Origin of the sequence: Aquirufa nivalisilvae (assembly GCF_003143535.1) — a bacterium.
GTDB classification, from domain to species: Bacteria; Bacteroidota; Bacteroidia; order Cytophagales; family Spirosomataceae; genus Aquirufa; species Aquirufa nivalisilvae.
This window is the reverse complement of the sequence record NZ_CP029346.1, coordinates 2,395,513-2,415,661: the sequence shown is the minus strand read 5'-3', so window position 1 is coordinate 2,415,661 and position 20,149 is coordinate 2,395,513. Positions and strand designations below refer to the sequence as shown.

Below are 20,149 nucleotides of genomic sequence, written 5' to 3'. Positions count from 1 at the left end.
GCCCATGCGCGATTTGAGAAATCTCTTTTTGCTGCTAGTTCTCACCAGTGTTTCTCTAGCTTGTCGGGAAGAAAAAACGGCTAAAAACCTGATTTATGTAGGTCCAAAATCCGAATTGACGGATATTGATATGGTCTATTCCGATTCAGCCAGAACAGTCGTTCGAATGGTTACCCCTTCTCAAATAACACTTTATTCAGAAGATCGAGTATATCCCAAAGAAGTGAAACTATGGTTTTACGATAAAATGGGAAATGTTACCTCCCAAATTAGAGGCGATTCCGCGCATTTTTTTAAGCAAAGAAATTCGTATAAACTAATGGGAAATGTTCAAATCTTTAATGTGCAACAAGAAGAAACATTAAAAACAGAGGAATTTACTTGGTTGCCAGAAGAAAAACGGGTCTTTACTGAAAAGCCTGTTCAAATACGGACGAAGAAAGAAATTATCTACGGTGTCGGTATGGATGCTGCCCAAGATTTTACGCATTATTCCTTGCGCCACGTGACTAATTCAGTGTTGACAGTTGAGAGTTTACCGACTGACTAAGGACAGTTTTTCAGGGCTATTCGAGCACTATCTAAAGAAAAAATCCGTGGATCATTTCCCCATTTATCTCGAAGATAAGTAACAAGCTCCGCAACGTCCAAAGCTTCTAATTTGCTATTCCCCGGCATGTAATTTTGAAAAGCTTTTTTATTCACTAATATGGCATCTTTTTGACCATTTTTGATGATGCAGGCTATTTGACTAGCATTTAACCTTTTCCAAAGATCCGTTTTAGCTAAGGGAGGATACAAATCTTTTAATCCTGATCCATCTTTTTGGTGGCAATTTTCGCAGTGTTTTTCATATTGCATCATTCCTTCGACTACATATTGTTGTCTAAAAATCTCTTCCTTGCTTTGACAGGACGATTGAACAATAAGTATTGTTAAGATGGCCAATAAGCCTAGAATGGATGGAGTGCTTTTCATTTATTTTTCTTTCAATAATAATTCGATGTCTTCTATTAAATGATTGACTTCTTGTTCATTTGTTCCGTCGTATATACCCCGAACATGTCGTTGCTTATCTACTAAAATGAATGCACCACTGTGAACAAAGCCTCCCGCTTCATTTTTGTCCTCTTGGGCAGTCACCATAAAACTTTTTTGGCCTAATTCATAAATTTTAGCTTTTTCCCCTGTTACCATATTCCATTTAGGGGATTTAATATGCAACCTTGAAGCATAAGCTTTTAACACATGGGGTTGGTCAAAGTCTGGGTCTATACTAAACGATAATAAGGCTAATTGATTTTCATTTGAATAGCGCTCATATAAGCGCAACATCTGCGTTTTCATTTTGGGGCAAATCGTAGGACATGAAGTAAAGAAAAAATCAGCTACATAAATTTTCCCATCATAATCTCGATCACTAACCCAAGTAGAGTCTTGATTTAAAAATTGAAAGGCCGGGATTTGGTGATAAACAGTGTCTACTTTCCCTCCTTTTACTTCCGTATCTTTATGCCCTAATATGGGCAGTGTTTTCTTCTCTTGACACCCTGTCAATAGTAGGAGGGAGAAAAAGAATACTCCTCCAAACTTATTTTTTATATTGATTGGCAGCATTGAGCGTTGAGTCTGTGAATGTTTCTACGGATTTTAATTTATTCAATTGTTCGTGGAGATAGCTGATTTTAGCTTTGAAATCCATGCTCGACAAGGAATCAATCGAAAATTGATGCATCCAATTCATCATTTCATTGTCGGCTTTGTCCAAGGACTGAATCAGTTTTTTAACATGAACAGAATCGGGGCCATTACTCAAACTATCCAAACTGCCCTTAAGTTGAATGATTTGCTCTGTTTTCGGCATTAATTCATCATGCAACGTCATGACAGAATCATTTAATTCCTTTACTGCCGTCTCTTCTGATTGCTTACATGATGCTAGGAGTCCTAGTAGTAAGAGAATATGGAAAAATGGATTGGATTTCATGATCATAATTTCATTAAGATTGGTGACTACTCATCAGTTTGCGGACATTTTCTTTCAAATCGACATAGCCAGATTGGCCACCGATCATTTTAGCAATTTCATCAATTCTTTCTTCACCTAGCAAGGTTTTAATACTAGATACAGTTTTTTCACCTTCATGGTTTTTATACACAAACCAGTGAGTTTGGCCAGTAACTGCTATTTGAGGTAAATGCGTAATGGCTATCAATTGATGGTTTTGACTCATTTGAGTTAACATTTGACCCATTTTGATAGCAATTTCACCTGAAACTCCCGTATCTATTTCATCTAAGATCAAGGTAGGTAAGGCCCTTTTTTGTGCTAATAAATGCTTGATAGATAACATCAAGCGGCTCAATTCTCCCCCAGAAGCTATTTGCTTAAAGGGTTTAGGTGCTAGACCTTTATTTGCTGAGAAAAGAAGTTGAATCTTATCCTGCCCAGATTTACTTAGTTTTGTCGCTTGAATATCCCAGGCAAGACTGGCATTCGGCATACCCAATTGTTGTAGAGATTGAAGCAACGTTTTCTCAATGGCATCCAAAGAATTTACGCGATTCTGATGTAATTCAAGCGCTTTTTCCTGAGCAAAATTCTCAGCCAACTGAAGAGCTTGATTAGCATCCAGTAAAGCCTGATCTAGATTTTCATGCTGTGCTAATTCCTCTTCCACCTGATCTCTCAATTGGATTAAGCTTTCAATATCTTTTATTTGATATTTCTGTAAAAGTCGATGTAAGAGATCCAGTCTTTTTTGACATTTTTCCAACTCAATCGGATCCGATTGGAAAGATTCAGCTTCACCTTCTACCTCAGCAGAAAGATCTTTTAATTCAATCCAAAGTGATTGAATTCGTTGATTCCATTGTTCAAAAGATTGTCCCCATTTGGATAAACTTTGACTTAATTGTCGAGCTTGTCCAATTTGTTCAATAGCCGCTGATTCTGACAAACTTAAATGATTGGCTAATTGAGCTAATTTTTCTAAAATCTGCTCCGAATTTTGTAATTTTTGTAGTTGCTCACTCAGTTGCTCATATTCTCCAATGACTAATTGAGCTTTGTCTAATTCCTCCCATTGAAAATTGAGAAAATCAATGGCTTGATTTCCCTGTCGGGCTTTTTGAGCTAATTGTTCTTGATGACTCAATGCTATTTGGTATGCTTTATAAGCCTTTTCATAGGAAGATTTCAAGGATTGATTTTGAGCAAAATCATCAACAAGTTCCAATGCAAATTCGGGATGGCCCATCCAGCCATTGTCTTGCTGTGAATGTATATCAACCAGTTCTTGGCCAATACGCTTCATGCTTTCTAAGGTAACGGGTGTATCGTTGATAAAACTTCTTGACTTTCCTTGAGGGTTAATTTCTCGACGAATCAAACAAGGATCTTCAAAATCAATATCCTCTTGGTGGAAAATTTCCTTCAAATGCGGATAAGCAGCTACCGAAAACGTACCTTCAATGACACATTTTTTCTGGTCATCGTATAAGCTTTTACTATCAGCTCTTTGTCCTAGAAGCAAAGAAATGGCACCTAACAAGATGGATTTTCCAGCACCAGTCTCACCTGTAATGACAGTCAGACCTTCAGCTAGATGTAAATCAAGCTGGTCAATCAATGCATAATTTTGAACCTCTAAGTGCCTTAGCATGTATCTAAAATGGAAGCTTAAATTTACGTAAAATTATTTGTTGAAATATTTATTTACTCGCTCTTAAAGCTTTTTAAATTAATTTATCAATAATTTGTACCTTTGGAAAAATTTTTCGCCTTAGAATAATTAAACCAGACAAAATGAGTGTTTTAGTAAATAAAAATTCCAAAATTATAGTTCAGGGTTTTACAGGTACGGAAGGTAGTTTTCATGCCGAACAAATGATCGCTTACGGAACCAATGTAGTAGGCGGTGTAACTCCTGGAAAAGGAGGAGGAACGCATTTAGATCGTCCTATTTTTAATACCGTTGCTGAAGCTGTAGCTAAAGCTGGTGCTGATACATCCATCATTTTTGTTCCACCTGCATTTGCTGCTGATGCCATTATGGAAGCTGCTGATGCTGGAATTAAAGTGATTATTTGTATCACAGAAGGTATTCCTACCAAAGACATGATTGTAGCGAAGGAATATATTTCTACTAAAGAATGTCGTTTAATTGGGCCAAACTGTCCTGGAGTAATGACAGCTGAAGAATGTAAAGTGGGTATTATGCCAGGCTTTATTTTCCAAAAAGGTAAAGTGGGTATTGTATCTAAATCGGGTACTTTAACTTATGAAGCAGTAGATCAATTGACGAAAGCTGGATTGGGTCAAACCACAGCTATTGGAATTGGAGGAGATCCTATCATTGGTACTACCACTAAAGAGGCGGTAGAATTATTAATGAATGATCCTGAAACAGAAGGTATCGTGATGATTGGTGAGATTGGTGGTGGAATGGAAGCAGAAGCAGCACGTTGGATCAAAGCTGATGGAAATAGAAAACCAGTTGTTGGTTTCATTGCAGGTCAAACTGCTCCTAAAGGTCGTCGTATGGGTCACGCAGGTGCCATTATTGGTGGTGCAGATGATACGGCAGAGGCAAAAATGAAAATCATGCAAGAATGTGGTATTCACGTAGTATATTCTCCAGCTGATATTGGAGAAACGATGTTGAAAGCATTATCTGCAAAGTAAAATACTAAAGGATGATTCCTTTTATTGAAAAATCTGCTTCATTCCACGCATTCGTGCTACGATGGAGCAGATTTTTTTTATTGGCTCTCATATTTTTTACAGCAAGTGCCCAGGCTGCGGTCTGGAAGCCTTTGCATTCCATTGAAAAGGAATGGCTAGTTTATCAATCAGCTTGGAATAGTTTTTTGCCTTATATACCAAGTCAACATTATGCTTATCATTCCAAGTCTATCCAACTCAACAATAGAGATTACTATCAAGCTTATTTGACTATTAAACCCAAAGAGACCTATCATCTATTTATTGATGGAGCATTTCAGCGTAAATTAGAGAAAGGTGAATTAGTTAGAATGTCATTGGATAGCCTGCTTAAAGTACATGATAAAGAGCAAGTTATCGCTACTTTTTATAGTAGCACCTTGGAGGGTTTACCTGGCGACTTAAGCATTGAAAAAAAATTTGATCAAGTAATCGCTCAAAATCGGGAAGTTCAATTATTCTTAAATCGAGCTCCAGCTGTTTATACCCATTTTTTTACATTAGGATTTTTAGTACTCCTAGCCTTTTTGGGTTTACTGTATGCTGGATTCCCTCGATATTTTCAAGTCTATTTTCGATTTACAGATTGGGTCAATTGGGAGAGTAAAGATAATGCAATCGTTAAAAGTCCATTTTCTTTAGCCAATATTTATGTGCTATTTATTTTAAGCCTCTTGATATCATTAATGGCTTTTTATAATGGCATTACATATCGTTCTGGAGATGCTTTTTTTGTGAATGAAGAGAATTACAGCACCTTAATGCCGTCCTTATGGTTTGTTTTTTCCAGAACATTGGTGGCCTACTTTATTTTTATTTTACAGTATTTTATTTTTCAACTTTTTGCCAATTTATTTAAACTTAAATCAGTTGCCAATCTACACTTCTTTAAATCGATACAAACTAATATTCAATTCTTTATCTTGGTATTTGTAGGAATTGGATTGTATGCAGTTTACCAAGGTCCAGCCTATTCTATTGATATGGAAATCGTTTCTTATTTATTAAATGCGTATTTCCTTATTCGGTTTATCTATTTCACTCAAGTTTTCAATAAGGTTCTATCAGTCAACAGGTTATCTCTATATGCTTATTTGATTATTACAGAGGCCATCGTTATTTTATTTGGAATACGTGAATTGATATTTCCACAATACACCTAGACTAAAGAGAGTGTTTATCAAGATTTTTTTTTGTATATTTGCAACATAAAGTTGACTATTCTAGATTGTCGAGTTAATACAAATTTGATTTATGAGTGAAATAGCTAACGTTGCTACGCCGGATATCAAGCGGTTAAAAAAAGTTAAAAGTATTTTAGTTACTCAAGCAGCGCCTACTGATGCCAAGTCTCCTTATTTTGAGATTGAGAAAAAGTATGGTGTTAAAGTGGATTTTCGTCCATTTATTGAGGTATGCGGTATCGCCTACAAAGAGTTCCGAAAGCAGAAGATTAATATTTTAGAGCATACGGCTATCATTTTTACAAGTCGCAATGCCATTGATCATTTCTTCCGTATTTGTAAGGAAGCTAAAATTGAGGTGCCTTCTGACATGAAGTATTTCTGTATTACTGAGCAAACGGCTAATTACCTTCAGAAATACATCGTTATACGTAAGCGCAAAGTGTTTACTGGAACGAAGACGGCGTTGGATTTATTGGAAATTATCAAAAAGCATAAGTCGGAGAAATTCTTATTCCCTTGTTCTAACAAGCGTCAGAAGGATTTACCAGATTACATGGGAACGAATGATTTTCAATTAACGGAGGCTGTTATGTACGAAACCGTTTCAGCTGATTTGTCGGATTTAGAAGAGGTGTTCTATGATGTTCTAGCATTTTTTAGCCCATCAGGAATTACTTCTTTATTTGAGAACTTCCCAGATTTCAAGCAAAATAATACACGAATAGCCGCCTTCGGTTCTACTACTGCTCAGGCGGTTACAGACGCAGGTTTACTATTAGATATACAAGCCCCGATGCCTAATGCGCCATCCATGACAGGAGCTTTGGAACATTACATCAAGCAAGCAAATGCTTAAATCAAAAAGCCCCGATTCGGGGCTTTTTTGTTAATATCTGTCACGGAGTTTTCTCGTTTGAAAATAATGCTTATTTTTAGCCATCAAATCGCCTAACAAGCTAAAAATTGAACATGCGCTTCAAAAAGCAATCAGTCTTACCCTCATGGATTTTTGTGTGCTTTGGCATTGGGCTGCTATTTTGGAGCCCTAATATGATGCTGGCGCAACAAGACCCAGGTTTAAGCATGTTTCAGTTAAATGCCATGAATCAAAATCCGGCAAATGCAGGATTGAGAGGAGCTTCCTTTGCACAATTACATTATCGGAACCAATGGACTCAATATGAGGCAAGCGTAGAAGGACCAGGAAATCTAGGAACTCAGTTACTGAGTGTTTCTTTACCATTTAGCAAATTAAATTTTGGTGTAGGTGTATTGGTGATGTCTGATAAAACTCCTTCGGGCGTTGGACAGCAATCCATGAAAATTCAATTAGCATATCATTATACTTTAGGAGAAGCAATTCTATCGCTTGGATTACGAGGTGGATTACAAGGAAAATCGTTCGATGGCCGTGCCTATCGAATTCGAGATGAGAATGATCCTATCGCTAGCCAGTTGTCAGGTAAAGTGATTAGCCAAAATCAATTTGATCTTGGATTAGGTTTACTTTATTCGAAGGATAATTGGCAAATAGGTTTATCAGCTGACCACCTAACTTCACCTAAATTTACCATGGATACCCCTCAAGGTAATATGCCAGTAAATATGGTGGCAGCACTTCACGGTACTGCCGAAATTGTTTTGTCAGAGAGTTTGGCTGCGATGCCATTTGCTCAGGTGCGTTACTATTCAGGCAAAGTTTTGCCTGAATTAGGTACTCGGTTTGGATACAAAGATTTATTTTGGTTAGGAGGCTCATTTCGATTGAATGATGCTGCCATTGGAATGGCTGGAGTCTCTTTATTACAACAAAAGTTAGATATTGGTTATTCTTTAGATGTAGCTATGGTGCAAGCAGCGGTTAAAGCACCATTGACTCATGAGATTTTTGTTCGTTTTCAATTGCCTTCATTTCAATCCAATGGAATTAAGGGTCTTCCAGTGAGAACGCCTAGGTTTAAGATTTTATAGGATTTCAATTTAAGGTATAAAATTTTGTACTTTTGCTGAAATATTCCTAGAAAATGCTTTAAATTTGAGGAATTTGAAAGAGTGTGAGTAGGGTAAATATGTGTAAAAACAATTTTTTGAACCCTGTTACGTTAACAAACAGTAATTTTAATTTGCTTCTATGAATTTTCAATTTGTTGAAAAGAGATTAATAGTAGGACTGTCGATTTTGGCTATGGCTGTTGTTTTGAACAGTTGTGGATCCAAAAACTCGGGTGGTTCTAAGACGCTAAGTAGTAAGAAAGGCTCTTCTGGTAAAGGAATTTTAGGAATTGGCAAAGCTAATAAAGAGGTTCCTGGTGTTCAGAATGGAGAGATTGTAGCTACTACTCGTAAAGGATGGTCCCAACCTACACCTTATGGAATGGTATTAGTTCCCTCAGGGAGTTATATGATGGGTCAAGCAGACGAAGAGGTGTCACATGCTGGTGTTAACTTTAATAAGCGAGTTACTGTGGCGGCCTTTTACATGGATGATACGGAAATTACCAATCATGAGTATCGTCAATTTACCTATGCATTATTGAAAGATTCGGTCTCTGTTTTAGGAGAAGATAAAATCATGTCGGAATATTATCCAGACACAACGGTTTGGAAGCGTGATTTTACTTATCACAATGGTGATCCGATGACTGAATATTATTTTTCTAGTCCGGCTTTTGATCAATATCCTGTAGTAGGGGTTAGTTGGGTAGCATCGAAGTACTTCTGTTTGTGGAGAAGTAAGTTGATGAATGATTATCGCAGAAAACAAGGACAGTTTATTTTACCACGTTTTGAGCTTCCATCGGAATCTGAGTGGGAATGGGCAGCACGTGGGGGAAGAGCATCGGCTAAATACCCTTGGGGAAATCCATATATTTCAAATGCCAAAGGGTGTTTGTTAGCTAATTTTAAACCTCACAGAGGTAATTATGATGCTGATGGTTATTCCTATACTGCTCCAGCCAATGCCTATGATCCCAATGATTTCGGATTGTATAATATGGCTGGTAACGTAGCCGAATGGTGTGAAGATGCTTATGCGGATAATGCCGTGGCAGTGACTTGGGATTTAAATACGGTCAATAAAGATTCGGATGAGCCAAGAAAAGTAACTCGGGGTGGTTCATGGAAAGATATTGCTTATTACTTAGAAACAGGTACTAGAGCTTACGAGTTAGAACAAAACAAACGTTCATATATTGGATTTAGATGTATGATGCGCTATTTGGGTCGTCCTAAGCAAAACTAAATTATACTCTTTTTTAAAATTATATTACATTCTTTTTAACATGGAAAAATCAATCAATGTCATCGCTAGTTTTGGTGCGGCAGTAGTAATTGTAGGAGCCTTATTTAAAATTGTCCACTGGGATGGAGCCAACGAAATGTTAATGGTTGGTATGTTCACAGAAGCGGCCATTTTTATTTTGTTTGGGGTTTTATACTTACAAGCAAAACCAGAGAAATCTTATGATTGGGAAAAGGTTTATCCAGAGTTAGTGGGTGGGGCTCCAGTAGCGAGACCTACTTCCACAGGAGGTGTAGATGCTTTAGCAAGTTTGAAAGGTTTAGGTCCTGAGGTTGTTGAAGGTTTGACAAAGAGTTTGAAAGGATTGACTGAAACGGCCAACAGTTTACAAGATATTTCTAAGGCAACAGTAGCAACACAAGATTTTGTAAAGTCGCTATCTTCTTCTTCAGAATCATTAGGAACATTGAATAAATCAGTTTCTGAAGCAGCTAGTTCACTAGGGGCCATTTCGGTATCTTCTGCTGAAGCAGCTAAATATGCACAACAATATGCCAAAGCAGGTGATCAATTATCTACTTTGAATACAATATATGAAACAGAGATTCAAGAAGCGACCAAGCACTTGAAAGCTATTAATAGTTACTATGGTAATGTTAATTTGACTGTTGAACAGATGGCAGCTACTCAAAAGGATGCTGAATTGTTCAAAGCAGAATTAGCTAAATTGAATGCTAATATTCAATCATTGAACCAAGTATATGGTAGTATGTTAACAGCTATGAAAGGCTAATTTTTCCACTTTAGCTTTGATCTCATAAGTATATGGCAAGTTTAAAAGAGACCCCCCGGCAGAAAATGATCGGGATGATGTATTTGGTACTCACCGCCCTGTTAGCTTTACAGGTAAGTGATGCTTTATTACAGAAGTTTACCTTGTTAAATAATAGTTTGGAAATTGCGAACCAATCAGCAAGTTCTAAGAATAAGAGTATGGTTACAGGTATTGAAGATCGGATTAAAGATCTTCCTAATCCTGCTGCATATTCGGACATTCTCAAGAAAGCCAATGAGGTACGTAAATTGTCAGATGAATTAGTGAATCACATCGATGGATTAAAATCAAAAGTGATTGAAACTGGAGGAGGAATTGATCCAGAAACAGGAACGATTAAAAATCCAAAAGAAGAAGAGAAAGTATTCGAATTAATGGTAGGGGCTAACTCCAAAGGAGAAGCTTATCGTTTAGTTCCCATGTTTGATCAGTATGTGACCAAACTACAATCTATCGCTGATCCAGGTACTAAATTCCCATCTTTAGCCTTAGCTGCCAAAGATGACCCAGTGGCTAGTCGTGATGCCGCGCAATCCAATAAAGATTTTGCTGAGTTAAATTTTGAACATACACCTGTTCCTGCAGCTTTAGCAACATTAAGTCAGAAGCAAGCAGAAATCAGACGCTATGAAACCGAGGTGTTAAGTCAATTGGCTTCTAAGGTAGGAGCTAAAGAAATCAAGTTTGATAAAGTTTTTGCTCAAGTTTCGGCCAATGCGAATACTGTAGTAGCGGGTATGGAATACCAGGCAGAAGTATTTATTGCAGCTACTTCATCTGGTTTTACACCTCGTATGAGTTTTAATGGAGCTTCTATTCCTGTGGTAGACGGACGTGGTCAAATTAAATTCAAAACTTCTGGAGGTGGATATGATGCCAATGGACTTTCTAAAAAGACCTACACAGCTACGGTGGCTTATATGAGCCCAGCAGGTCCCAAAACGGAATCCATTCAAAAGGAATATTTTGTTTTAAAGCCTACATATAATATCGAAACTGCTACTTTACCAGCTTTGTATTTGGGATGTGCTAACCGCTTAAGTGTGGTGAGTCCAGGTTTAGGCGCTTTGTGGAATCCTCAGTTCTCAGCCGAAGGTGGTGAAGTTATACCAGGTCAAAATAGAGGAAAAGTAACCGTGGTACCTTCTTCAGCAACAATTACATTAAATGTGAATAATGGAGGTACTTTATTAGGAAAAGAGACGTTTAAAGTACGCCGTGTTCCTAGACCAGATGTGCGCATTTTTGGTAATGGCGGAGAGTTAAATGAGAAAAAAGGTACTAGCGCTTCTGGTTTAAGAACCTTAGATGCTAGAGCTATTGCAGATGAGTCATTCAAAGCGACTAATCCAGAAGATGCCAACTACCGTGTGGCTCAGGTTTATGTAGCTTTAGTGCGTGGTCAAAGAAAAATTGACGAGATAGCCAATTTACCTGGTTCAGGTTCAATTGCTAAGTTAGCTTCTCAAGCGCAGCCTGGAGATCGCTATTATATTGAAGTAAAAGAAGTTCAAAGAAAGAATTTCAAAGGAACAATTGAAACCATTCCTGTTTCTATGGTTAAAAATATCCCTTTGAGTGATTAGGAAAACCCGGTATATGAAATCAGTTAATCAATTTTTATTGTTAGTTTCTCTCATCTGTGGATTTAGTGCCATGGCTCAGGAGAAACCAGTAGATGAATCTAAGTTGAATTCAGTGCGTCCCATTGATCCAGCAAACATTCACTACAAAGCTCGTCTATGGCGCAGAATGGATTTGAATGAAAAAATCAATCAACCATTTTTCTCTGTGAATAATGAGATTTCTAAGTTCTTAGTAGAATGGGTAGAAGCAGGAATCTTAATTCCCTATGTGAATGATTCATTAGCAACTAAATTAACTGCTGCTCAATTTAAAGAAAAACTTCGCATGGATGACTCCATAGGAGAAGGGAGTCTTTCTGAGGCAGAAAAAGCGGCTGGTTTTGGAGCTGAAGGTGGAGATAAAAAAGCAGCAGTAGATGATGGTTGGGGAACAACAACCAAACCAGGAGCTGCCACTAAGAAAACAGATGATTTTGACGCTAAGCCGGTGGCGAATTTAGATTCATATTTTTTCCCGAAAGAACTTTCCATAATAGAAATTAAAGAAGATGCTATCATTGATCGTCAACGTTCAAGATTGTATTTTGATATTCAAGCACTTACTTTGATTATTCCTGCTTCGAAAACAAAAGCTGGATTTGATAAGCCTGTAGCTTCTTTCCGTTATAAAGATGTTTATAAATTATTTAGAAGTAATCCTAACTGTATTTGGTATAATGCTGAAAATGAAACGCAGCACAAGAATATGGCGGATGCCTTCGATTTAAGAATGTTTCAAGCAAGAATTATTAAAAAAGGAAATGCTGAAAATAAATTCTTAACAGATATTTATAGCTCTGATCGCGAGGGTCTATTAATGTCTCAGCAATTGGAATATAAGTTGTTAGAGTTAGAACACGATATGTGGGAAAATTAATCTAAGATTTTCAAATGAGAAGGAGGCTTTGGCCTCCTTTTTTTATGCCCAATTACTTGATAATTAGGGGGGATTATCAACTTCTTTGTGATGAGTTATCATTCAAAATTGGAAATTGTAGTATTAAATTTCTAACCATGCAATGTCTTAAACAAATAGAACGTTTACATCGAATTCATAGATTAATTCAACATGAATCCACAGGTTCAGCAGCTTCATTTGCCGAACATTTACATATGTCGCCACGCCAGTTAAATTCCTACATGGAGATTTTACGAGATATGGGAGCCCCCATTACCTTTTGCTCAGTTATTAAGAGCTATAAATACAGTTCTCCAGTCAAGTTTGATTTCGAATTGCGACTTTTTGTGTCTGATAAATTGGTTTATTCTTTAGATTAGTCAGATTACAGCTAATTTTGGACATGATTTAATACAATTATTCAATTTTTTGATGACTAAGCTGTAACTTGCAGGGTAAATTGAATAATTAAGTATATATGTCGTATCAACGCAAGACAAAAATAGTAGCCACTGTAGGTCCAGTATCTGAATCAAGAGAATCCTTAATTCAATTAGCTAAAGCTGGAGTAAACGTATTCCGTTTAAATTTCTCTCACGGAACTCATGAAGATCATTTAGAACGATTGAAAACGGTTCGTTCGATCAGTGAAGAGTTAGGATTGAATTTATGTATTCTTCAAGATTTGCAAGGCCCTAAAATTAGGACTCAAATGGTGGAGAATAACGGTGTGGTATTGGAAGCAGGGAAACAACTCATCTTTGCCATGGATGAAAATTTACTTGGAACTTCTGAGAAAGTGGGAACTACATATACCTCTATGTATTTAGATGTGAATGTAGGAGAGCGTATTTTGATGGATGATGGAAATTTAGAAGTGAAAGTACTTGCCATCGATAAAGAAAAGAAGGAAGTTTTAACAGAAGTGGTATATGGTGGTATTTTGAAATCGAAGAAAGGTATTAACCTACCTGGAACGAAGGTTTCTTTACCATGCTTAACACCCAAAGATGAAGCCGATTTGTATTTTGGTTTAGACCATGGTGTTGATTGGGTTGCCTTATCATTTGTCCGTAAGGCATCTGATATCTGGGATATTAAGGAAAAAATTAAAGCATACGGTAAAAATACTCGTGTGATTGCTAAGATCGAAAAGCCCGAGGCGATAGATCATTTAGATGAAATTATTGAAGCTACTGATGGTATCATGGTAGCTCGTGGGGATTTGGGTGTGGAAATGGATGGAGCTGTAGTTCCTTACTTACAAAAAGTAATGGTTGAGAAATGTACAGCAGCTGGTAAGCCAGTTATTGTGGCAACTCAAATGCTAGAATCCATGATTCAAAATCCAGTTCCTACTCGTGCTGAAACTTCAGACGTAGCTAATGCTGTTCTTCAAGGAGCATCCGCCACCATGTTAAGTGGTGAATCAGCTTCTGGTTCTTACCCAATTAAAGCGGTAGAAACGATGGCACATATTCATGAAATTGTCGAGCAACAGCAAAATGCCATTTCTGTCGTTAAAGGTGACGAAGTAGCCATTTATTTCAAGAACCATGCTTTGGCACAAGGTTCAAAAGAAGTGGCATTGACGGATCGTTTGATCGCAGGTGCATGTCGATTAGCTCGTGACTCAAAAGCCAAAGCTATTCTTTGTATTACTAATTCTGGACATACGGCATTCCGTTTGTCTGCTCACCGTCCAAAAGCTGACTTGTATGTATTTACTTCGGACAAGCAGTTAATGTCTACCATGGGCTTGCTTTGGGGTGTGAAGGTATTCTTTTATGATCCATCAGCTGAGAGCGCAGAAAAGACGGTAGCAGCTATGGTCGATAAATTAAAGCAAGATCAATTATTATCAGCAGGGGACGTTTTTGTAACGACCTTGTCTATTCCTGCCCATTCGGGTAAGAAGACCAATACAGTACAATTAGGGGTGGTTGAATAATCAACCCCTAATTGTTAATATTTTGTTTGGTGTTTAAAGCATGAATAAAAAGAATACATTTCTTTCTAGTCCTTTCACTGGACTTTTTACTCTTTGGTCCATGTTTTGGTTCATTGGAGTTTTTCTGCTTTTTTACCCTTTTATTTTCATTTTACTTCAAAAGTTGAGCTACCGTAAGTATGCGGCCAAATTGGTGCGCATCTGGTCTAAATGTTTCTTTTTTTTCAGTTTTATTCGTTTTGAAGTAAAGCATCATTTTGTGCCTGATAAAAAGCAGAATTATGTTTTTTGCGCCAACCATTTTTCATTTTTAGATATACCGGTAATTGTTTATCTATTAGAGCATTATACTTCATTTGTGGGTAAAAGTTCATTGGGGAAATTACCATTATTCGGATATATGTATGCACGATTGAATATTTTGGTCAATCGTTCGGATAATGCCAGCCGTGCAGGATCACTATCTAAGGCACTTAAAGCATTACAATCGGGCAGAAGTATTGCAATATTCCCAGAAGGAGGAATCGTTTCTAAAAAATACCCATATATGGCCAAACCATTGAAAGATGGAGCCTTAATTATGGCGATTCAACAACAGATACCTTTGGTACCCATTAGTTTATTTAATAATTATCAAATTTTCTCTGATAAACCATTGATGATTCGTCCCGGGGTTATTCGTGCTGAAATACATCCACCCATCATTACCAAGGGATTAACCATGGATGATGTTCCTATGTTACGAGAAAAATTGTACCATATTATTCAAGATCCGATCTTGAAATATTATTCTTTAGACGAACCTCAATAAATCAGGCTATGCGCCACTGGATATCCATCGTCGTGTTAAGTTGGGTTTTTCTTGCTTGTTCTGATCAGACTAAGGAAGAAAAGGCTGATTTACCGCGCCCCAAAGGATATAATCGAATTATATTGCCTAAGGCGACCTATCAAGAAGTGGAAAAGGGGCATCCATTTACTTTTGAAGTCTCAAAATATGCCCAAGTATTGCCCGATACCGTTTCATGGGCAGAGCCTCATTGGTTATATATTTATTATCCTCAATGGCATGCTTTTATCCAGCTGACTTACAAGCCTTTGAACAAGGATCGAAAGAAGTTAGCTAACCTGATAAATGATGCGTACACTTTGGCATCTAAACACCAAGGTAAGGCTCGAGGAATTCAAGAATATGTCATGACTACCCGTTCAGGTAGAAAAGCGGGCATCATTGAGTTGGATGGGGAAGTGGCTACTTCATTTCAATTTTATACGACCGATAGTGTCAAACATTATTTACGTGGTGCCGTTTATGTTAAGACTGCAACACAAAATGACTCCTTAGCTCCCGTTATTCAGTTTTTAAAAAAGGATGCCATGCATCTAATTCAAACCTTGCAGTGGAAACCTTAATTATTGGGGTTTAAATCTAGGTTTGCCAGTCCACGAATCTTTCCTTTTCTTTGTAGCTAGCATGAACGAGTCAACAGCATTGTCGTCTTCAGAGGAATCAACGGTATTTGTGGATGCTTTGCTTCCCTTACCTATTCCACGGTATTTTACATACCGTGTGCCAAGGCAATGGGCTGATTTAGTAGAAGCAGGTATTCGGGTTGTCGTGCCATTTGGCTCCTCCAAAGTTTTGACGGCAGTTATTGTATTGGTTCATCATCAGCCGCCTAAGCAATATCAGGCTAAGTATATTTTAGAAATATTAGATGAGAGTCCCTTAGTGACTACCTCTCAAATTAAGTTATTTCATTGGGTTGCAGAGTATTATATGTGCTATCCTGGAGAGGTCTTTCAGATAGCTTTGCCAGCAGGATTGAAGATTTCCAGTCAATCAAAAGTTCAGATTAATCCTGCCTATTCGGAAGAAGTTACCCTGAATGAAAAGGAGCAATTGGTTTTTAATGCCATTCAAGAAAAGGGGTCAATGTCTTATGATGAGATTGCTCAATTGGCTGAATTAAAGAGTCCTTATCACCTAATTAAATCCATGGTAGGGAAACAGGCCATATTAATTTTTGATGAGTTGAAAGATCGGTATACGCCTAAAGTGATGCGTAAAATACGATTGACAGAACCATTTGAAAATAAGGAAAAATTGGTGGAGCTCATTCAGCAATTGGAGTCGAAGCCCAAACAATTGGCCATCATTTTACATTATTTACAGTTTATTCCTGTTTTACGAAATCCTGAAACCAATCAAAAGGGACTAGAGAAATCTAGTTTTTCTCAAGCTGAGCTATCGGAAAGTTCTTTGCAGACTTTATTGAAAAATCAGGTATTTGAGAGTTTTGAAGTGGTGGTTTCCCGATTTGGACAAGATTCGGAAGATTTTATTCCTGCTGCATTTGATTTGAATCAGGCTCAGAATAAGGCATATCAAGCCATTTTAAATCAATTCCAAGATAAAGACGTAGTGCTGTTACATGGTATCACAGGGAGTGGTAAAACGGAAATTTATATAAAGTTGATTCAAGAAGCATTGGCTAATGGGAATCAAGTACTTTATTTATTGCCGGAGATAGCCTTAACTACCCAAATTGTCTTACGTCTCAAACGTATTTTTGGTGAGCAGGTAGGTATTTATCATTCCAAATTTTCGGATAATGAGCGGGTGGAAGTTTGGAAGTCGATTGTTGAAGGCAAATATCCGTTTGTCGTGGGTGTTCGATCTTCTGTTTTTCTCCCTTTTTCCAATTTGGGTTTAGTGATTGTCGACGAAGAACATGAATCGTCCTTCAAGCAGGTAGATCCAGCACCTCGCTATCATGCCCGTGACGTTGCAGTTGTGTTAGCCAAACAGCAAGGAGCCAAGGTATTGTTGGGATCTGCCACTCCATCTATTGAATCCTATTATCAGGCTAAAGAAGGGAAATATGGTTTAGTTACACTTAAAGAACGGTTCGGAACAGCTACTTTACCTCACATCACCTTGTTAGACACCAAGTATGCTCAGAAAATGAAGCAAATGAAAGGTGGTTTTTCAGTGGATTTGATTGCTGCTTTAGAAGATAATTTTAATCGGGGAAAGCAAAGTTTATTGTTTCAAAATCGGAGAGGATATTCACCTTACATTCAATGCCAGGATTGTGATTGGATTGCGACTTGTAATCAGTGTGACGTTAGTTTGACTTTTCATGCCAGAGATCAAGAACTACGCTGTCATTATTGTGGATATAGAGAAGGTCTATTGAGGCGCTGTGCGGCTTGTGGAAGTACCCAATTGAAGACCATGGGCTATGGAACTGAAAAGTTAGAAGAAGAGCTACAGCTGCATATGCCAGATGCTAGAATTGGAAGGATGGACTTAGATACAACCCGCTCCAAAACGGCATTTACTAGTTTATTAGCAGAAATTACTTCGGGAAATATTGATGTTTTGGTAGGGACTCAAATGGTGGCTAAAGGATTGGACTTTGAAGGATTATCCACAGTAGCCATTTTTGATGCTGATAAAGTGATTAATTTTCCTGACTTCAGAGCACATGAAAGAGCCTTTCAATTGATTTGTCAAGTGGCTGGAAGGGCAGGAAGAAGAGAAGAACAAGGGCAAGTCTATATTCAAACGAATCAGCCTACTCATCCTATTTTTGATCATATTTTGCAGAATAATTATGAGGCTATGTATGCGGAGGAAATAGTGGAAAGAGAAGGCTATCATTATCCTCCCTTCAGCAGATTAATTAAATTGACTTTACGAAATATGGAGGCAGCCCGAGTAGAAATGGCAGCTAGACATTTAGGGTTAGCTTTAAAAGACAAATTTGGTCATGGCCGCGTTTTAGGACCTGAAAAACCTTTGATAGAACGAATTAGGAATCAATATGCCATGGAGATCCTTATTAAAATTGAAAAAGGATTGGCATTAGCTAAATTTAAAGAAGCCTTGAGAGAGGAAATAGATATTCAATCTTCTCATGCAGCCTGCAAGGGTGTTCAAATTATTATCGATGTGGATTGTTTGTAATCAACGTTTGAAAACAACATCTTCTATCGGTAAGCGATTCCTCTTTCCATAAATTCCCTCGTTTGTTCCTTTGCCCACTGCCACAATCATATTGATTTCGGCTTGATTGGGGAGTTGTAAGGCTCTTTTGACTAGTTTAGCGTCAAATCCCTCCATTGGACAGGTATCGTACCCCTCGGCAGCAATAGAAAGCATAAAGGTTTGAGCAGCTAACGCACAGGATTTATGCACCATGACCCGTTGGTCTGCTATTCCAGCAAATCGCATAAATGGATTACTAAATCCCTTAACAAAAGTAATGGCTCTTCTGACTAAAGTACTGAGTCCAAATAGATCTGTTCGATATAATATGGGCATTAAAATGCCATAATAATCCAAAGCTCTTTTTTCAGATTTTGAAGGTTCTCCAGTCATGGAAGCTTTAATTTTCTCGATATTCCACTGCGCATGCTTTTTCCAGTGGTCTTGTCGAGTGACAAAAACCAGTAAATGAGAAGCTGTACGTGCGGCAGATTGTCCTAAACAAAGCTTTTCATATTTAGCCTTTTCTTCGGGACTACTAATCCAATAGAATTCCCAAAGTTGCATATTGCTACTATTGGGTGATAGAATAGCTCGATCAAGACTTTTTTGAATTACTTCATCAGGTACTTGAATTTGCGTATCAAATCGCCTGTTTGATCTTCTTCTTTGTACAATTTCATCAAAAGCTTGTGATAGATTCATCGACATATATTTCGATGTAAATATAAAGAATTACCTGATTATTAAGGTTTTTTGTCTTCTAGTTCATATCTAACGTAAGCAAATTTTGATCCATCTGGTGACCAGGAAGGTACATTGATTGTGCCTTGTCCTCCATAAAATTCCTCAGTCAAATCCTCTATTTTTTTTGATTTCAGATTCAACATTCGAAGTTTTACTTGATGACCAAAAGGGTGACTTTGTTTCTGATCTTTGATATAGCTTATAACGACGGCTTCTTTGCCATTAGGGCGAATATGGGCAAACCAGGTGGAGTAATCATCAAAGGTCATTTGTTCGGCTTGACTTCCATCAGGTCGCATGCGCCAGATTTGCATTTTCCCCGATCGATAAGAGTTGAAATAGATGTATTTCCCATTAGGAGTATATTCTGGGCCATCATCTAAACCGTCTTCAGTAGTTAGTCTTATTTCGGGACCACCTTGGGTATCCATAGCATATACATCATAGTTTTTGTTTCTTTCAGCACAGTAGACCATAGTTTTTCCATCAGGAGAGATACCATGCCAATAGGATGGGCCTTGATTGGTTAAGCGAATAGGTTGGCCACCTTGACTTTCTACTTTAAAAATTAGAGAGCCGCTAATGCCTGAGCTTGGGTCAGAACTGGATATATAAAGTGTTTTTCCATCAAAACTATATCCATGGTCATTATTGCATTTTTGAATTGTACCAGTTGGTAATTGGCCTAATTTCTCTCCAATGGGGCTAATTTTTTCTAACAGGCCCAAACTATTGATGAGTAAATGAGATCCATCGACAGACCAATTAGGTGCTTCAAAGTGACGATGTTCTTTGAGTATTTCGGTGCTTTTTTTCGATTTCACATCATAGATGTGTAAGGAACTAATAACACTTTTTCCAGCTGGAATTTGCGAAAAACCAGTCCAGCTAATACAAATTAATGCGAGAATTGATGCGTATTTCATAATTGTTATTTTA

At 37.6% G+C, this 20,149-nt stretch carries 20 protein-coding genes; 14 read left to right on the top strand and 6 right to left on the bottom strand.

Going from position 1 to position 20,149, the window contains the following annotated elements; all coding sequences use genetic code 11:
- Window positions 1-4 precede the first annotated feature (4 nt).
- On the top strand, window positions 5-550 hold the full coding sequence (lptC, locus tag HME7025_RS10330; protein ID WP_109323686.1) for an LPS export ABC transporter periplasmic protein LptC: 546 nt from the start codon (window positions 5-7) through the stop codon (window positions 548-550).
- Here lptC and HME7025_RS10325 read toward each other — a convergent pair.
- The 4 genes from HME7025_RS10325 to recN are packed head-to-tail and all read right to left on the bottom strand — an operon-like array spanning window position 547 to window position 3,665.
- The gene (locus HME7025_RS10325) at window positions 547-978 is read right to left on the bottom strand and encodes a c-type cytochrome (RefSeq protein WP_109323685.1); all 432 of its coding nucleotides are present in this window, start codon (window positions 976-978) and stop codon (window positions 547-549) included. The two genes, lptC and HME7025_RS10325, sit on opposite strands and share 4 nt — an antisense overlap.
- A complete protein-coding gene (locus tag HME7025_RS10320; RefSeq protein WP_109323684.1) occupies window positions 979-1,617 on the bottom strand; it encodes an SCO family protein in 639 nt (212 codons plus the stop codon).
- On the bottom strand, window positions 1,592-1,987 hold the full coding sequence (locus tag HME7025_RS10315) for a hypothetical protein (RefSeq protein ID WP_109323672.1): 396 nt from the start codon (window positions 1,985-1,987) through the stop codon (window positions 1,592-1,594). The genes HME7025_RS10320 and HME7025_RS10315 overlap by 26 nt, the downstream gene beginning before the upstream one ends.
- 13 nt (window positions 1,988-2,000) lie before the next feature.
- A complete protein-coding gene (gene recN / locus HME7025_RS10310; RefSeq protein WP_109323668.1) occupies window positions 2,001-3,665 on the bottom strand; it encodes a DNA repair protein RecN in 1,665 nt (554 codons plus the stop codon).
- A gap of 143 nt (window positions 3,666-3,808) precedes the next feature.
- Between recN and sucD the strand changes: the two genes are divergently transcribed.
- The 13 genes from sucD (at window position 3,809) to priA (ending at window position 18,442) form a co-directional block, all read left to right on the top strand.
- Window positions 3,809-4,687 (top strand): succinate--CoA ligase subunit alpha, encoded by an 879-nt coding sequence (gene sucD / locus HME7025_RS10305; RefSeq protein ID WP_109323665.1) that lies wholly within the window; start codon window positions 3,809-3,811, stop codon window positions 4,685-4,687.
- An 80-nt stretch (window positions 4,688-4,767) separates the two neighbouring features.
- Window positions 4,768-5,889 (top strand): hypothetical protein, encoded by a 1,122-nt coding sequence (locus tag HME7025_RS10300; RefSeq protein WP_154401962.1) that lies wholly within the window; start codon window positions 4,768-4,770, stop codon window positions 5,887-5,889.
- 91 nt (window positions 5,890-5,980) lie between these two features.
- Window positions 5,981-6,769: a uroporphyrinogen-III synthase gene (locus tag HME7025_RS10295; RefSeq protein WP_109323661.1), complete on the top strand. Its 789-nt coding sequence runs from the start codon at window positions 5,981-5,983 to the stop codon at window positions 6,767-6,769.
- Window positions 6,770-6,882: 113 nt separating this feature from the next.
- Entirely contained in the window at window positions 6,883-7,884 is a 1,002-nt protein-coding gene (locus tag HME7025_RS10290) for a PorP/SprF family type IX secretion system membrane protein (protein WP_109323660.1), read from the top strand.
- A gap of 160 nt (window positions 7,885-8,044) precedes the next feature.
- Window positions 8,045-9,157 carry a T9SS ring complex lipoprotein PorK/GldK gene (gene porK, locus HME7025_RS10285; protein WP_109323656.1) on the top strand — a complete coding sequence of 371 codons (1,113 nt, stop codon included), beginning with the start codon at window positions 8,045-8,047 and terminating at the stop codon, window positions 9,155-9,157.
- Between the two features lie 40 nt (window positions 9,158-9,197).
- Window positions 9,198-9,950 carry a type IX secretion system motor protein PorL/GldL gene (gene porL, locus HME7025_RS10280; protein ID WP_109323648.1) on the top strand — a complete coding sequence of 251 codons (753 nt, stop codon included), beginning with the start codon at window positions 9,198-9,200 and terminating at the stop codon, window positions 9,948-9,950.
- A gap of 32 nt (window positions 9,951-9,982) precedes the next feature.
- Window positions 9,983-11,578, top strand: coding sequence for a type IX secretion system motor protein PorM/GldM (gene porM / locus HME7025_RS10275; RefSeq protein ID WP_109323645.1), 1,596 nt, complete (start codon window positions 9,983-9,985; stop codon window positions 11,576-11,578).
- Between the two features lie 13 nt (window positions 11,579-11,591).
- Complete coding sequence (porN, locus tag HME7025_RS10270) at window positions 11,592-12,494, top strand: type IX secretion system ring subunit PorN/GldN (RefSeq protein ID WP_109323644.1); 903 nt, start codon at window positions 11,592-11,594, stop codon at window positions 12,492-12,494.
- A 137-nt stretch (window positions 12,495-12,631) separates the two neighbouring features.
- Window positions 12,632-12,895: an HTH domain-containing protein gene (locus HME7025_RS10265; RefSeq protein ID WP_161566857.1), complete on the top strand. Its 264-nt coding sequence runs from the start codon at window positions 12,632-12,634 to the stop codon at window positions 12,893-12,895.
- Between the two features lie 98 nt (window positions 12,896-12,993).
- On the top strand, window positions 12,994-14,466 hold the full coding sequence (pyk, locus tag HME7025_RS10260; RefSeq protein ID WP_109323640.1) for a pyruvate kinase: 1,473 nt from the start codon (window positions 12,994-12,996) through the stop codon (window positions 14,464-14,466).
- A gap of 40 nt (window positions 14,467-14,506) precedes the next feature.
- Entirely contained in the window at window positions 14,507-15,277 is a 771-nt protein-coding gene (locus tag HME7025_RS10255) for a lysophospholipid acyltransferase family protein (RefSeq protein WP_109323639.1), read from the top strand.
- An 8-nt stretch (window positions 15,278-15,285) separates the two neighbouring features.
- A complete protein-coding gene (gene gldD, locus HME7025_RS10250) occupies window positions 15,286-15,879 on the top strand; it encodes a gliding motility lipoprotein GldD (RefSeq protein WP_226998211.1) in 594 nt (197 codons plus the stop codon).
- Window positions 15,880-15,940: 61 nt separating this feature from the next.
- Complete coding sequence (priA, locus tag HME7025_RS10245) at window positions 15,941-18,442, top strand: replication restart helicase PriA (RefSeq protein WP_109323638.1); 2,502 nt, start codon at window positions 15,941-15,943, stop codon at window positions 18,440-18,442.
- On the opposite strand, the gene HME7025_RS10240 is transcribed toward priA, so the two are convergent.
- Both HME7025_RS10240 and HME7025_RS10235 read right to left on the bottom strand, forming a co-directional pair.
- On the bottom strand, window positions 18,443-19,174 hold the full coding sequence (locus HME7025_RS10240; protein ID WP_109323636.1) for a nitroreductase family protein: 732 nt from the start codon (window positions 19,172-19,174) through the stop codon (window positions 18,443-18,445). It lies immediately after the preceding gene.
- Between the two features lie 35 nt (window positions 19,175-19,209).
- Window positions 19,210-20,136, bottom strand: a complete 927-nt coding sequence (locus HME7025_RS10235) for a TolB family protein (RefSeq protein WP_109323635.1) — start codon at window positions 20,134-20,136, stop codon at window positions 19,210-19,212.
- Window positions 20,137-20,149: the final 13 nt, after the last annotated feature.